Origin of the sequence: Micromonospora sp. NPDC048930, assembly GCF_043197935.1 — a bacterium.
In the GTDB taxonomy this organism is placed as follows: Bacteria; Actinomycetota; Actinomycetes; order Mycobacteriales; family Micromonosporaceae; genus Micromonospora.
Genome location: NZ_JBICUB010000033.1, coordinates 13,305 through 25,827, shown reverse-complemented (window position 1 = coordinate 25,827; position 12,523 = coordinate 13,305). Strand labels below are relative to the sequence as shown.

At 70.7% G+C, this 12,523-nt stretch carries 21 protein-coding genes; 20 read left to right on the top strand and 1 reads right to left on the bottom strand.

Annotated features, from left to right (window positions below):
- Positions 1 to 12 precede the first annotated feature (12 nt).
- The 20 genes from ACGFI9_RS37290 (at position 13) to ACGFI9_RS37195 (ending at position 12,008) form a co-directional block, all read left to right on the top strand.
- Positions 13 to 324: a hypothetical protein gene (locus ACGFI9_RS37290; protein WP_393185826.1), complete on the top strand. Its 312-nt coding sequence runs from the start codon at positions 13 to 15 to the stop codon at positions 322 to 324.
- A gap of 14 nt (positions 325 to 338) precedes the next feature.
- The gene (locus tag ACGFI9_RS37285; protein WP_393185824.1) at positions 339 to 575 is read left to right on the top strand and encodes a hypothetical protein; all 237 of its coding nucleotides are present in this window, start codon (positions 339 to 341) and stop codon (positions 573 to 575) included.
- Positions 572 to 892 carry a hypothetical protein gene (locus ACGFI9_RS37280; RefSeq protein WP_393185822.1) on the top strand — a complete coding sequence of 107 codons (321 nt, stop codon included), beginning with the start codon at positions 572 to 574 and terminating at the stop codon, positions 890 to 892. Before ACGFI9_RS37285 ends, ACGFI9_RS37280 begins: the two co-directional genes overlap by 4 nt.
- Before the next feature lie 279 nt (positions 893 to 1,171).
- Entirely contained in the window at positions 1,172 to 1,462 is a 291-nt protein-coding gene (locus ACGFI9_RS37275) for a DUF2829 domain-containing protein (RefSeq protein ID WP_393185820.1), read from the top strand.
- Positions 1,463 to 1,635: 173 nt separating this feature from the next.
- Positions 1,636 to 2,157: a helix-turn-helix domain-containing protein gene (locus ACGFI9_RS37270; protein WP_393185818.1), complete on the top strand. Its 522-nt coding sequence runs from the start codon at positions 1,636 to 1,638 to the stop codon at positions 2,155 to 2,157.
- Complete coding sequence (locus ACGFI9_RS37265) at positions 2,147 to 3,433, top strand: PBSX family phage terminase large subunit (protein WP_393185816.1); 1,287 nt, start codon at positions 2,147 to 2,149, stop codon at positions 3,431 to 3,433. The genes ACGFI9_RS37270 and ACGFI9_RS37265 overlap by 11 nt, the downstream gene beginning before the upstream one ends.
- A 15-nt stretch (positions 3,434 to 3,448) precedes the next feature.
- The gene (locus tag ACGFI9_RS37260) at positions 3,449 to 3,733 is read left to right on the top strand and encodes a hypothetical protein (protein ID WP_393185814.1); all 285 of its coding nucleotides are present in this window, start codon (positions 3,449 to 3,451) and stop codon (positions 3,731 to 3,733) included.
- On the top strand, positions 3,709 to 3,996 hold the full coding sequence (locus tag ACGFI9_RS37255; RefSeq protein ID WP_393185812.1) for a hypothetical protein: 288 nt from the start codon (positions 3,709 to 3,711) through the stop codon (positions 3,994 to 3,996). Before ACGFI9_RS37260 ends, ACGFI9_RS37255 begins: the two co-directional genes overlap by 25 nt.
- Positions 3,997 to 4,014: 18 nt before the next feature.
- The gene (locus ACGFI9_RS37250; RefSeq protein ID WP_393185810.1) at positions 4,015 to 5,604 is read left to right on the top strand and encodes a phage capsid protein; all 1,590 of its coding nucleotides are present in this window, start codon (positions 4,015 to 4,017) and stop codon (positions 5,602 to 5,604) included.
- Positions 5,605 to 5,607: 3 nt separating this feature from the next.
- Entirely contained in the window at positions 5,608 to 6,753 is a 1,146-nt protein-coding gene (locus ACGFI9_RS37245) for a phage minor capsid protein (protein ID WP_393185808.1), read from the top strand.
- Between the two features lie 65 nt (positions 6,754 to 6,818).
- The gene (locus ACGFI9_RS37240; protein ID WP_393185806.1) at positions 6,819 to 7,565 is read left to right on the top strand and encodes a hypothetical protein; all 747 of its coding nucleotides are present in this window, start codon (positions 6,819 to 6,821) and stop codon (positions 7,563 to 7,565) included.
- An 18-nt stretch (positions 7,566 to 7,583) separates the two neighbouring features.
- A complete protein-coding gene (locus ACGFI9_RS37235; protein WP_393185804.1) occupies positions 7,584 to 8,618 on the top strand; it encodes a major capsid protein in 1,035 nt (344 codons plus the stop codon).
- A gap of 8 nt (positions 8,619 to 8,626) precedes the next feature.
- The gene (locus tag ACGFI9_RS37230) at positions 8,627 to 8,932 is read left to right on the top strand and encodes a hypothetical protein (RefSeq protein ID WP_393185802.1); all 306 of its coding nucleotides are present in this window, start codon (positions 8,627 to 8,629) and stop codon (positions 8,930 to 8,932) included.
- A 13-nt stretch (positions 8,933 to 8,945) separates the two neighbouring features.
- Positions 8,946 to 9,350 carry a hypothetical protein gene (locus ACGFI9_RS37225; protein WP_393185800.1) on the top strand — a complete coding sequence of 135 codons (405 nt, stop codon included), beginning with the start codon at positions 8,946 to 8,948 and terminating at the stop codon, positions 9,348 to 9,350.
- Positions 9,337 to 9,681 carry a hypothetical protein gene (locus tag ACGFI9_RS37220; protein ID WP_393185798.1) on the top strand — a complete coding sequence of 115 codons (345 nt, stop codon included), beginning with the start codon at positions 9,337 to 9,339 and terminating at the stop codon, positions 9,679 to 9,681. The genes ACGFI9_RS37225 and ACGFI9_RS37220 overlap by 14 nt, the downstream gene beginning before the upstream one ends.
- 3 nt (positions 9,682 to 9,684) lie before the next feature.
- Entirely contained in the window at positions 9,685 to 10,041 is a 357-nt protein-coding gene (locus tag ACGFI9_RS37215) for a hypothetical protein (protein WP_393185796.1), read from the top strand.
- A gap of 2 nt (positions 10,042 to 10,043) precedes the next feature.
- Positions 10,044 to 10,496 (top strand): minor capsid protein, encoded by a 453-nt coding sequence (locus ACGFI9_RS37210; RefSeq protein WP_393185795.1) that lies wholly within the window; start codon positions 10,044 to 10,046, stop codon positions 10,494 to 10,496.
- Between the two features lie 17 nt (positions 10,497 to 10,513).
- A complete protein-coding gene (locus ACGFI9_RS37205) occupies positions 10,514 to 11,272 on the top strand; it encodes a phage tail tube protein (RefSeq protein ID WP_393185793.1) in 759 nt (252 codons plus the stop codon).
- A complete protein-coding gene (locus ACGFI9_RS37200) occupies positions 11,272 to 11,814 on the top strand; it encodes a hypothetical protein (RefSeq protein ID WP_393185791.1) in 543 nt (180 codons plus the stop codon). Before ACGFI9_RS37205 ends, ACGFI9_RS37200 begins: the two co-directional genes overlap by 1 nt.
- Positions 11,808 to 12,008: a hypothetical protein gene (locus ACGFI9_RS37195; RefSeq protein WP_393185879.1), complete on the top strand. Its 201-nt coding sequence runs from the start codon at positions 11,808 to 11,810 to the stop codon at positions 12,006 to 12,008. The genes ACGFI9_RS37200 and ACGFI9_RS37195 overlap by 7 nt, the downstream gene beginning before the upstream one ends.
- 1 nt (position 12,009) lies before the next feature.
- Here ACGFI9_RS37195 and ACGFI9_RS37190 read toward each other — a convergent pair whose 3' ends face one another.
- Positions 12,010 to 12,489, bottom strand: a complete 480-nt coding sequence (locus tag ACGFI9_RS37190) for a DUF4429 domain-containing protein (protein ID WP_393185789.1) — start codon at positions 12,487 to 12,489, stop codon at positions 12,010 to 12,012.
- Between the last annotated feature and the right edge of the window lie 34 nt (positions 12,490 to 12,523).

The window sequence follows — 12,523 nt, the reverse complement described above, 5'->3', positions numbered from 1 at the left end:
TAGCGTGCACCCATGACCGAGGAATTTCGCGAGGTAGACATCCCGCTCGTCCGGCTCTCCCAGCCCTACGTTGACCAGCTGGTAGCGCAGGCGGAACGCCTCTACGAGCAGCTCGACGCCATCGACGAGCAGATCGACAAGATCTATGACGACGCCAAGCCAGCCCTCGAAGCGCTGGAAGCCAAGGTGCCCGACAAGCCCAAGGAGACGCCAACGGCGGTTGAGTGGCTCACCCGGTGGTGGCGCCGCGGCTCGGCGCCCGGCCAGGTCGCGTACCACGTTCTCGACGGCTCCCTCGGCTCCCACCTCATCGAGCGGCGCTGAGGGAGAATCGAGCCATGCTGACCGTCGAGACCCGCCGAGAGCGGACCGAGCACCAGCGCGGTGGCGACATCGTGATCCGGACCCGCCGCCGGTGGCTGCGCCTCGCCGTCTACTACGGCACCCCGCCCGGCTCGCACATCGGCTTCTGGCGAACGAAGGGGCACGGGCTTCGCGGGTGGAACCTGCGGCTGGGCAAGCGGTACGCCGGCCCCTGCCTGACCGCCTTCGTGCACACGAAGCCCGCGCAGTGACTCGCTGCCCCCGCTGCGGTCTCCGCCTCACCGCCGGCCGCTGCCCCGCCGACCTCCCCGAGCTGCCGCGCTGCACCGACCCCGACCCGCGTTACTACGGCCGCGAGTACGGCACGGTGCAGCAGCTCGTCCACCGCCTGGGCGCCGACGTCACCGTGGGCATGGTCCGGCAGTGGCGCAAGCGCAAGGGCCTCGGCAACCACGACGGGCTGTCGTTCCTCGACGAGGCCCAGACGATCGAGGGCGACATCCGCCGGCGGAAGGATCGGCGGGGCCGGCCGCGTCGAGTTGACGTTGGGGCCGCCGTCGCCGCATGATTTGTTCACCGACTCCGCATAGGCGGGGTCTGCCCACAGCCCGGCCAGAGCGCTTCAGCGCCGCCGGGCTGTTGTGCGTCCAGGGTCGGGACGCCAGGGCGTGCAAGGGGGAAGCGGGCAGGCCGACTGTGGCGGCCGGCCTGCCCGCACCCACGACCAACAGCTTGCGCCCGCCACACGTCGAGGCTCTCCCTGCCGCCGGGACGGCAGATGACCTCCTCTCGACTGCCGCCCGTGCAAGTCGGGCCGGGTGCACCACCACCACCGATCGGAGCAACCGTGGACTTCGGCGAGGCGCTCACCGCGCTCAAGCAGGGCGGCAAGGTCAGCCGCGACGGATGGAACGGCAAGGGCATGTTCGTCGTCCACCAGCTCGGCTACCCCGACGGGATCCCCATCAACGGCAACACCGCCGAGGCCACCGGCTTGCCCGAGGGCACCGTCTGCCGCTTCCGGCCGTACCTGATGCTTCGGGCAGCCGATGGCGCGTTCGTGCCGTGGGTGCCGAGCGTTTCGGACGTGCTCGCCGAGGACTGGCGTCACGCCGTCTGGGCTGACGCAGCGGCCTGATCACAGACTCCCAATTTGATGATGATCGGGGGTGTGCGGCTGGGATGGACCCCCGCCCTTCGGGGCGCAGCGGTCCGGGGCTGTCACCACGTACCGGCCTGAACGGTGGCCCGCACACCCCCACCCCCTCCTGCCCCCGACCTGGCGAGGTGAGCCGCCTGTGAGGTGACCCCATGGCCAACCGACCCCGCCCCGTCACCCAGGCCGACCACGACCGCGTCCGCGAGCTCCACGACCAGGGCCTCAGCCGCAACGCCATCGCCGAAGAGCTCGGCCGCTCGGGGCGCACCATCAGCCGCATCGCCGACAAGCTCGGCCTCGACTTCGACCGGGCGCGCACCCGCGCCGCCACCGAGGCCAAGAAGGACGACGCGCGAGCCAAGCGGGCCGCCCTCGCCGTACGACTGCTCGACGACGCTGAACGCCTCCGCGAGCAGCTCTTCCAGCCCGCCCTGGTCTACAACTTCGGCGGCAAGGAGAACACCTTCGAGCAGGCCACCATCCCGGAGCCCAGCTTCCGGGACAAGCGGGACCTGATGAACGCCATCGGCATCGCGATCGACAAGAGCGTGCGCCTGGACGAGTACGACGCCGACCCCGGCATCGACGCCGCCAAGAGCATGCTCGGCGCTCTCGCGAAGGGGCTGGGTGCCGCGTACGACGAGCTGACCCGCGCCGAGTCCGATGGCGGTTGACCTCGACGCGGTCGGCCGGACACTCTCCCCGATCCACCTGCGCTCGGTGGTCGAGTCGACGGCCCGCCTCAACATCTGGCAGGGCAGCGTTCGCAGCGGGAAGACGGTGGCCAGCCTGCTGCGGTTCCTGATGGCCGTAGCCACCGCGCCCAGCTCCGGCCGGGTCCTGCTGTTCGGCAAGACCCGCGAGTCCGTCAACCGCAACGTCTTCGCCGTACTCACCGACCCGGCCCTGTTCGGCCCCCTCGCCCGCCTGGTCAAGTACAACCCGGGCGCGCCCACCGGCACGATCCTCGGCCGCGAGGTCGACGTCCTGGGCGCCAACGACGCCAAGGCCGAACCCAAGGTGAGAGGCATGACCCTCTGCCTGGCGTATGGCGACGAGCTGACCACGATCCCGGAGGTGTTCTTCACCCAGGTCCTCGCCCGGTTGTCGGTCCGCGGCGCGAAGCTGTTCGGCACGACCAACCCGGACGCCCCCAACCACTGGCTGAGGCGGAAATACCTGCTCCGCGCCGGTGAGCTGAACCTCCGCACGTGGCAATCGACGCTCGACGACAACCCGCACCTGGACCCGCAGTACGTGGCGGACCTGAAGCGCGAGTACGTGGGGCTCTGGTACAAGCGGTTCATCCTCGGCCGCTGGGTGCAGGCCGAGGGCGCCGTCTTCGACATGTGGGACGAGGACCGCCACGTCGTCCCCATGCTGCCCCGCATCGACCGGTGGATCAGCCTCGGCATCGACTACGGCACCCGCAACGCCACCGCCGCCCTCATCCTCGGCGTCGGCGAGGACGGCCGGCTGTACCTGACCCACGAGTGGCGGCACGACCCGGCCATTGCACGGCGGCAGCTCACCGACGCCGGCCTGTCGCGCGAACTGCGCCGCTGGCTCGCCGACATCGAGGTGCCCGGCACGCAGTGCCTGAAGGGGCTGAACCCGGAGTGGACCGTGGTCGACCCGGCCGCCGCGTCGCTGCGCCTCCAACTGCACGAGGACGGCATGACACCGGCGCTGGCCGACAACGCCGTCCTCGACGGGATCCGGCTCATGTCGTCCCTGCTCGGCAACGACCAGGTCAAGGTCCACAAGTCGTGCCAGGGGCTGATCGACGAGATCCCCGGCTACAGCTGGGACGACAAGGCCGCCGAGCGGGGCGAGGACGCCCCGATCAAGGCGGACGACCACTCGATCGACGCCGCCCGGTACGCGATCAAGACCCCCGAGGTGCTGTGGCGGCCGATGCTGCGTCGCGCCGTTGACCTCGCAGCCTGACGAAGGAGAGCCATCGTGAAGCCGACCATCGGCCGCATCGTCCACTACACCCTCACCGAGCAGGACGCCTCGCTGATCAGCAGCCGGCGAGCCGCCAGCAACCCGGCCGGCGTCTTCGCCCGCAACCCGGTCAGCCCCGGCGACACCTACCCGGCGATGGTCGTCCGCGTCTTCGACCCGTCGACGACGGCCGCCAACCTCCAGGTGCTGCTCGACGGCGACGACACCTACTGGGCGACCTCGCGGTGCGAGGGCGAGCCCGGCGAGGCCGGTCGGTGGACCTGGCCGCCGCGCGCCTGATGGCCGTCACGCACATCGCCGGACTGCCGATCACGATCAGCGACCGGTACATCCGGCAGCGGTGCGGGTGGTGCGGTGAGGCCATCGCCGAGTACGACCTGGCACGCATCGCCGTACCGGCCGGCCAGGACCCGACCCCCGCGATGTGGCCCACCGGAGCGCTGGTGACCGTCGACGGCAACGCCTCATGGGTCACCGAGGCCGAACGGCTCCCGGACGACGCCTGCGCGGTCAACCCGCTCACGCTGGCCAGCTTCACCTGACGACTGGAGGGAGGCCCGGTGCCGATCCCGACCGGCGGCGCCTGGCCGCCCCCCGCACACGCCCCCGCCTACCACTCCTACCGTGACTGGGACGCCTGGTACGTCGGCGACCCCGCCACCCTCATCGACGTCTACCGGGAACGAGGCGTCGCCGGCCCCCGAGTCCGGCCGAGCCAACTCGCCGGCGGCGTCATCGGGCTGCTCTCCCGCTGGATGTGGGGCACCCCGCCCCGCCGGGACCAGCGGGACGGCCGGCTGCATGTGCCGGTCCCCGCGGACCTGGCGGCCACCTCTGCCGGTCTGCTGTTTGCCGAGCCACCCGCCCTCACCTGCGACGACGCCAAGGCTCAGGAGGCGGTCAACCGGCTCGTCGAAGCCGGCCTGCACACCACCCTCCGGCACGCCGCCGAGGTCGACTCCGTGCTCGGCGACGTGTACCTCCGCCCGGTCATCGACAAGGAGGTCGCCTCGGACCGGGCGATCGTCGACGCGGTGCCGGCCGACGCGGCGATCCCCGTCATCCGCTGGGGCGTCCTCACCGAGGTGACGTTCTGGTCCGTCGTGCACGAGTCGTCCGGCACTGTGCTGCGGCTGCTCGAGCACCACGACGTGGTGAAGGGCGCAGGCCGTATCACCTACGCGCTGCATCAGGGCACCGAGGGTGAGCTGGGCCGGCCGATTCCGCTGGCCGAGCTGGAGGCGACCGCGTACCTCGCCGACCTGGTCGACGAGACCGGTGCCCAGGCGACCAAGCTTGACCGCCTCGACGTGGTCCGGATACCGAACGCCGGCCCGCAGCGCGCCTGGCGGAAGCTGGCCGCGCTGAAGTATCACGGCCGCAGCGACATGGACGGCAACGAGCCGATCTTCGACCGGATCGACGAGACCTGGACGAACTGGATGCGGGACATCCGCCTCGCCCGGGGCCGGATCACCGTGCCGGACTACATGCTCCAGAGCAACGGGCCGGGGCAGGGCGCGGTGTGGGACGCCGACCGTGAGGTGTACTCGGCGGTTGGTGGCCTGCCCAACCCGAACGGCGAGAAGCTGACCGTCACCCAATTCGCGATCCGGCACGTCGAGCACAAGGCCACCATCGACGAGCTGATGCAGGTGGCGATGCGGCACGCCGGCCTCTCAGCCCAGACCATGGGCGACGAGGGCGATGTGGCCATGACCGCCACCGAGGCCCAAGCCCGCGAGCGGCAAACCTTCGTCAGCCGCGGCGACCGGATCACGACCTGGTCACCCGCGCTGGCCCGGTACGTCGAGCTGCACATGGCCATGGAGCGGGTCCACTTCTCCGGGCCGGACGAGGAGCTGCCGAACGTCGAATTCGGGGACTCCGTCAGTGAGTCGCCGGAGACGGTGGCGCGCACCGTGCAGCTGCTCGCGGCCGCCGAGGCCGTCAGCGTGGAGACCAAGGTTCGCATGGTGCACCCGGACTGGGACGACGACCAGGTCCGCGAGGAGGTCAACCGGATCAAGGGCGACGCCCCGCCGGTCGTAGAGGTCGGCGGCAGCCTCGGCGCACTCGCCGGTAACAACCCGCCGCCGGACACGAGCGGCGACGGCCCGGGCGACCAGGAGCCCCCGGTCGAGGAGTAGCGGATGGCCCTCACCGGCGACCAGATCGAGGCCATCGCTCGCAGCACCGTCGACCTGTACCGGACGGCGGAGCAGGCCATCCTCCGCGAGGTCACTCGCAAGCTGGCTGCCGGTATGGACGCCCCCGACTGGGCGGTCACCCGCCTCGGCGCGCTCTCCACCCTGCGGCGCACCGTCGAGCGGATCCTCGCCGTGGTGGAGGCCGACGGGGCGGACCAGATCCGGGAGGCCCTGGCCCGGGCGTACCGGTCCGGGCAGGCCGCGGCAACCACCGGGCTGCCCGCGCAGCTGCTGCCCCGCGACCCGGATGCGGTCCGGGCTGCGGGCATCGTCGCCCAGGAGGTCACCCGGGCCGGGGTCATCGAAAACTTGGCCGCCGCCCTCGTGCAGGACGTCGGCGAGCGGCACTCCAACGTGCTCCGCCACGTCCTCGACGTGTACCGGACGGTCGTGCAGCAGGCGACCGCGGTGAGCGTGGCGGGCGGGATGACCCGCCGGCAGGCGTCGCAGTTCGCCTACCAGCGGTTCATTGACCAGGGCGTGTCCAGCTTCACCGACTCCCGGGGCCGGGTGTGGCGGCTGTCCAGCTACGTGGAGATGGCCGTCCGAACCGTCACACAGCGAGCCGCCGTCCAAGGGCAGACCGACCGGCTCCAGACCCTCGGCCTGGACCTGGTCATCGTCTCCAACAGCCCCCGTGAGTGCCCGAAGTGCCGCCCGTGGGAAGGCAAGGTGCTCTCCACCTCCGGCCGCCAGCGTGGCCGGGTCGAGCTGGACAGCATGGTCGGCTCCGGCACGGTCACCGTGGACATCGCCGGCACGGTCGACGAAGCCCGCGCGGACGGCCTGCAGCACCCGAACTGCACGCATTCCCTGCGCGCATACCTGCCCGGCGCGACCAAGCGACCGGCCGGGCAGCTGGCCAACCCGAAGGGCTACGAGGCCAAGGACAGGCAGCGCGCCATCGAGCGACAGATCCGCCGGTGGAAGGAACGCGAGGCCGGCGCGCTCGACGACAGCGCCAAGGCGACTGCCGCGGCGAAGGTCCGCCAGTGGCAGGCCACGATGCGGGATCACCTCGCAGCCAATCCCGAGCTGAAGCGGCTGCCCTACCGCGAGGCCATCGGCGCCGGCAACCTGCCCCGCTGACCAGACCACCCCGGCAAGGCCCGGGGCCAGCACCACCCCACCGACAGCCTCAAGGAGGCAGATCGATGCAGCACACCCGACACCGCACCCTCAGCGCCCTCGCCGGGCAGATCATCGGCTACCGGAAGGACGGCCGGCCCATCCGGCTGGCCGCCGGCGGCAGCGGAGAAGGAGGTAGCGGCGGCGATGGTGCCGGATCCGGCAGCGGAGACGGCACCGGCAACACCGACACCGGCGGCGACGGCCAGGCCGACAAGGACGGCCAGGGCGACGGCACCGGAAGCAAGGACGGCCCGAACATCGACGGCGAGTTCGACGCCGACCGGGCCAAGCGTGCGATCGCGGCAGCCCGCGAGGCCGAGAAGAAGGCCAAGGGCGACGCCAAGGCCGCCAAGGACCAGGTCGCGGCGATCCTCGCCGCGGCCGGCCTCAAGCCCGACGGCACCAAAGACCCCGCCGAGCAGCTCAAGGAAGCGACGGCGAAGACCGAAGCCGCCGAGACGAGGGCCCGCAACGCCCAGATCGAGCTGGCCGTCTACAAGCGCGCAGGCAAGGCCGGCGCCGACCCGGACGCCATCCTCGACAGCACGTCCTTCATGAACACCGCGAAGGACCTCGACCCGGACGCCGCGGACTTCGCCGACCAGGTCGTCGACGCGATGAAGAAGGCCGTCAAGGCCAACCCGCGACTTGCCGCCACCGGCACGTCGGCCGGGGCCGGCAAGCAGGGCGCCGACCACTCCGGCAGCGGTGGCAGCCGCAGCCGATCCCGAGACCTCACCTCCGCCGTCGCCAAGAAGCTCGGCGGGTAATCCCACCAGGGGGAGCACATGGCAACCTCGCTCGCCGAGGCGAAGAACAACACCAACGACGACTTCGACGCCACGGTCATCGATGAGTTCCGCAAGGAATCGGTGATCCTCGACTCGATGATCTTCGACGACGCGGTCAACCCGTCCGGGGGCGGCGCGACGCTGGACTACGGCTACCGCCGGCTCGTCTCGCAGCCCACCGCCGCGACCCGCGCCTACAACAGCGAGTACGTGGCGAGCGAGGTGACCACCCAGAAGTACAGCACCACCCTCGCCGTCATGGGTGGCTCGTTCTCCGTGGACCGGGTCCTTGCCCGGCTCGGCTCAGCGGCGTCGGGCGCTGTCGCGCTGAACCTGTCGCAGAAGATCAAGGCGACCCGGACCAAGTTCCAGGACATGGTCATCAACGGCGACGTCGCCGTGGACGCCAACGGATTCGACGGCCTCAACAAGGCGCTCACCGGCTCGACGACCGAGTACCTGCCGCTCAACAACGGCGTGGCCACCGGTTACCTGAACTGGACGGATCTCGACACGGACACGTCGGTCAAGTTCAAGGCGCTGGACGTGCTCGACGAATTCCTCAGCCTGCTCGACGGTACGCCGACGCTGCTCATGGGCAACAAGAAGCTGCTGGCGAAGATCCGGGCGATCGTCCGGCGCACCGGCATGTACACCCGCGACCCGATCGACGGGCTCATGGGCCCGAACGGCCGGCCGGTCATCCGCGAGTCGTACGGCGGTGTCGTGTTCGCCGACCCGGGCGACCAGGCCGGCAGCACCAACCCGATCATCCCGATCGTCACCCGAGACACCGACGGGGCCGGCGCCGGCGGCAACATCACCGGCCTGACCGACCTCTACGCGGTGCGGATCGCCCTGGACGGCTTCCACGGGGTGACCACGACCGACGGCGAGATGGTCAAGACCTGGCTGCCGGACTTCACCACCTCGGGGGCGGTCAAGACGGGCGAGGTGGAGCTCGGCCCGGTCGGCGTCGCGCTCAAGGCCACGAAGAGCGCCGCGGTGCTGCGCAACATCAAGGTCCAGTGAGGAGCGACATGAGGTACACCGTCCAGGCACCCGTGAAGGAGTTCACCGGCGAGGTCGCCGGCGTGCACCTGGTCAAGGGCAGCTACACCGGCGAGCTGACGCCCTCGGCGCTGGCCTACTTCCAGGGCGCCGGCTACAAGGTCGAGGCCGAGGAGGCGCCCCAGGCGGAGGAGGGCGGCAAGACGCCGTCCCGATCCGCGTCCAAGGCCGACTGGCTCAAGCACGCCGTCGAGAACGGCATGACCGAGGCCGACGCCGAGGCACTGACCCGCGACCAGCTCGCGGAGAAGTTCCTCGGCCCGAAGCCGGAGTGAGGGGAGGGGCAGCGTGGCGTACGCGACCGTCGAGCAGCTGACCGCCTACCCGGTCGTCGTGCCGGCCGGCGTCAACGCCACGCTGCTCCTCACCCGGGCCAGCCGGGACGTCGACCGGGCCCTCCTCACCGCGGTGTACGACACGACCGACCCGGACGTGGTCGCCGCCCTGCGGGACGCGACATGCGAGCAGGTGGCTGGCATGCTCGACGCCGGGGACAGGACGGGCACCGGTGCGGCCCAGCCGATCAGCGGTTTCGGGATCGGCAAGATCACCGTTCAGCGCGGTGGAGGGTCGGGCGGCTCCTCGAAGCAGGCGGAGAAGATCGGCCCGCTGTGGCCCCAGGCGTGGCAGATCCTCCAGCAAGCCGGCCTGACCGGTCAGGGCCCGCAGGAGCCGCGCTATGGACTGGGCTGAGTTCATCGCCGAGTGCATCCCGGAACCGGTGACCGTGCAGCTGGAGCCCTACCAGGGCACCAGCGGCTACGGCCAGCCCGTCTACGGGCCGCCGGCCGACCTGGCCCCGTGCGTCGTCGAGGACACCCGCCGCCTCGTCCGCGTCCAAACCCAGGACGCCGCTGGCGCCGAGCAGGTGTCATCCACCACGGTGTACGGGCCACTGGCCACCGTGCCAGCCGGATCCCGGATCACCATCCCCGGCCGCCCGGCAGCCCGGGTCCTGGCCGTCGCCCGCAACGAGGACCACGGACTTGGCCTTCCCTCGCACCTTGAGCTGTCCCTGGAGTGAGTCGTGGCTGATGACGGGTTCGTACTGGAGTGGGACGGCGATCGAGTGCTCGCCGAGCTGGCCGACGCCAGCTTCGACGGCACGCTGCTGGCTGGTGAGCACCTGCTCCAGGTGTCGTCCGGGCTCGCCCCGCACGAGGAAGGTGACCTGGAGCGCTCTGGCGAGGTCACCTCCGACCGGGCCACCGGCGTGGTCGCGGTGTCGTTTGACCGAAGTTACGCGGTCAAGCAGCACGAGGACCTGACCCTGCGCCATGACGAGGGCCGCCAGGCCAAGTACCTGGAGGAGCCCATGTCGACCGAGAGAGACACGATGCTGGCCCTGATCGCGAAGGCGGCCGGCAAGCCCCTGGGAGGCTGACCATGGCGACCGGTGACGGCTGGACCAGCAGACTCCTCACCGGCCTCGCCGAACACCTCGCCGCCGCCAGCGTCGGCGACTGGAATGCGGCCGGCCTCTACACCGACGACCAAACCGGCATCTTCATCCGGGCAGTCCCGCCGAGCCCGAACCGGATCATCACCCTCGCCGCCTACCCGGTCGGCACCGAGCTGCAGGGCATGGCGGACCACCTGACCGGTGTGCAGATCCGCGTCCGTGGCATCCCCGGCAGCCCGCAGGACTGCGACGACCTCGCCGACGCCATCTTCGACGAGCTCGACTCACTGACCGGGGTGACCTGGGGTGGCATCCCGGTCAAGCAGGTGTGGCGGCAGTCCTACACGTCCCTCGGCCAGGACAACAACAGCCGGTGGGAACGCAGCGAGAACTACTACATCGACACGATGCGCCCGACCGCGCACCGCACCGACTGAGCAGAGAGCGAGGCGTCATGGCGACGACTCCCACCACCCGCGTGACCGCCCTCGCCCGGCGGTACCGCGTCGACATCGACACCGGCGTCTACCCCGCCAGCCAGTACCAGGAGCTGATGGGCAAGGCCGAGGTCAAGCTCATCGAGGAGCTGCGCACCGAGGGCGACGAGGCGTACGAGGACAACGGCGCGGCCCGGGAGCAGGTCACCGGCTACAACTGGCGGCTGGAGATCAAGCTCTTCCACAGCAAGAACGCCGCCGGCACCGCCCTCGACACCGTCCACCGCTTCCTGCGGACCAAGTTCGAAGCCGCGAAGCTCAACGGCGCCCAGGCCGGCGAGTTCGGCGTCCGCTGGTACGACAAGGACGGCCTGGACGACGGCAACAGCAAGGAAGGCAGGGCGTACGTCAAGGCGTTCCCGCCGGACGGCGGCAACCCGGGCGCACTGGACATGATCTCGCTGGTCATCCAGGGTCAGGGGCCGCTGGCGGCGATCACCAACCCGAACGCCACCACGGTCCCGGCTGTGACCGGCCTCAGCCCGGCCGGCGGCAGCACCGCCGGCGGCAACCTCGTCCAGGTCTACGGCTCGAAGTTCACCGGGGCCAGCGCGGTCAAGTTCGGGGCGACCAACGCCACGAACTACACGGTCGTCAACGACACGCTCATCGTGGCGACCGCCCCGGCGGCCACCGCAGGGGCGAAGGACGTCACCGTCACCACCCCGGGCGGCACCTCGCCGAACACCGCCGCCGACGACTACACGTACGCCTAATGGGCGCAAAGCTCGGCGACCTCGACGAGTACTGGAGCCCCGGGCTCACGCTCACCGTCAAGGGCAAGGAGTACACCGTGCCCCTGGCGTCGGCGGAGCTCGGGCTCTGGTGCCGTCGCATCGCGCAGATCACCGGCGACATCCACGGCGCGTCGACCGAGGCGGAGATGCAAGCTGCGGTCGCCCGGATCGAGGCGCTGCCAGACCTGCCCGGCGACCTGTCGCTGGAGGAGAGGGTCCTCGGCCCCGTCTACCAGCAGATGGTTGACGACAAGGTCGAGGACCCGTACATCCAGTTCAGCGGCCAGACCGGCTACATCTGGATCATCGCAGGTGAGGAAGCCGCCGAACGGTACTGGACCTCCGGTGGCCGCCCGGAAGCATGGGGCCCGGTGCCGAACCGGGCCGACAGGAGAGCTGGGCGGACCAGTACGGGCGCGGCCGGTACGACGAAGCCACAGGCCTCTACGAGTGGTACGACGTCCCCGACGAGGTCCTCCGGTCGCGGACGGGCGAGGGGCTCTCGTGGACGGAGATCCTGACCCACTGGCGGCTCATCGAAGCCGACCTGCATGACGTGTACGGCATCGACGTCGAGGACCGGCCCCTGATGAGGGACCGGTCCTGGCGGTGGCTGGAGATACGCATCAGCGGCCTGCTCTGCGCCGACACCCGGCTGTACCGGGCGCTCGCCCCGGAGCCGGAGACCCCGTCCGTACCGGACGTTCCCGGGTAGGTCAGCGGCCGAGCAGGCGCGCCTTCTGCGCCTCAAACTCCTCACGGGAGAGCAGGCCCTGCTGGACGAGCTGGCCGAGCTTGGTCAGCTCGTCCGCCACCGACGACTGGGCCGGCGCCGGGGCGTACTGCTGGGGCGCGGCGTACCGCTGGGCGATGGCCTGCTCCACCGCGTGGCGCAGCTGCTCGAAGGCCGGCCGCTGCTTCCCGGTGAACAGCACCGAGTTCTCATCCTGCGCGGCGTTGAACGTCTGGGAGCCGGCACGGGAGCGCTGCTCGTTGCCGCCGGGGATCGTGAACTGGATGAACCCGTTGACCAGCGAGCCCGGGGGCTTCCACTGCACTGCGGTGATCGTGGCGACGGGGATCCGCTTGTCGCCCTTGCCGATGGTGAGCCGGGCCATGCCCGTCCGGGTGATCGTCACGAAGGTCCCATCGAACGTCACGGTGCCGTTCTGACCTCGGGCTTCAAGAACGCTCATCAACTCTCCCCACGTGGTTGCGGACTGCGGGCGG

What these genes read in the sequence shown, in the direction of transcription:
- ACGFI9_RS37290 (WP_393185826.1), top strand. Translation starts at nt 13, where the DNA reads ATGACCGAGGAATTTCGCGAGGTAGACATCCCGCTCGTCCGGCTCTCC.
- ACGFI9_RS37285 (WP_393185824.1), top strand. Translation starts at nt 339, where the DNA reads ATGCTGACCGTCGAGACCCGCCGAGAGCGGACCGAGCACCAGCGCGGT.
- ACGFI9_RS37270 (WP_393185818.1), top strand. Translation starts at nt 1,636, where the DNA reads ATGGCCAACCGACCCCGCCCCGTCACCCAGGCCGACCACGACCGCGTC.
- ACGFI9_RS37265 (WP_393185816.1), top strand. Translation starts at nt 2,147, where the DNA reads ATGGCGGTTGACCTCGACGCGGTCGGCCGGACACTCTCCCCGATCCAC.
- ACGFI9_RS37245 (WP_393185808.1), top strand. Translation starts at nt 5,608, where the DNA reads ATGGCCCTCACCGGCGACCAGATCGAGGCCATCGCTCGCAGCACCGTC.
- ACGFI9_RS37240 (WP_393185806.1), top strand. Translation starts at nt 6,819, where the DNA reads ATGCAGCACACCCGACACCGCACCCTCAGCGCCCTCGCCGGGCAGATC.
- ACGFI9_RS37235 (WP_393185804.1), top strand. Translation starts at nt 7,584, where the DNA reads ATGGCAACCTCGCTCGCCGAGGCGAAGAACAACACCAACGACGACTTC.
- ACGFI9_RS37230 (WP_393185802.1), top strand. Translation starts at nt 8,627, where the DNA reads ATGAGGTACACCGTCCAGGCACCCGTGAAGGAGTTCACCGGCGAGGTC.
- ACGFI9_RS37220 (WP_393185798.1), top strand. Translation starts at nt 9,337, where the DNA reads ATGGACTGGGCTGAGTTCATCGCCGAGTGCATCCCGGAACCGGTGACC.
- ACGFI9_RS37210 (WP_393185795.1), top strand. Translation starts at nt 10,044, where the DNA reads ATGGCGACCGGTGACGGCTGGACCAGCAGACTCCTCACCGGCCTCGCC.
- ACGFI9_RS37205 (WP_393185793.1), top strand. Translation starts at nt 10,514, where the DNA reads ATGGCGACGACTCCCACCACCCGCGTGACCGCCCTCGCCCGGCGGTAC.
- ACGFI9_RS37200 (WP_393185791.1), top strand. Translation starts at nt 11,272, where the DNA reads ATGGGCGCAAAGCTCGGCGACCTCGACGAGTACTGGAGCCCCGGGCTC.
- ACGFI9_RS37190 (WP_393185789.1), bottom strand. Translation starts at nt 12,489, where the DNA reads ATGAGCGTTCTTGAAGCCCGAGGTCAGAACGGCACCGTGACGTTCGAT.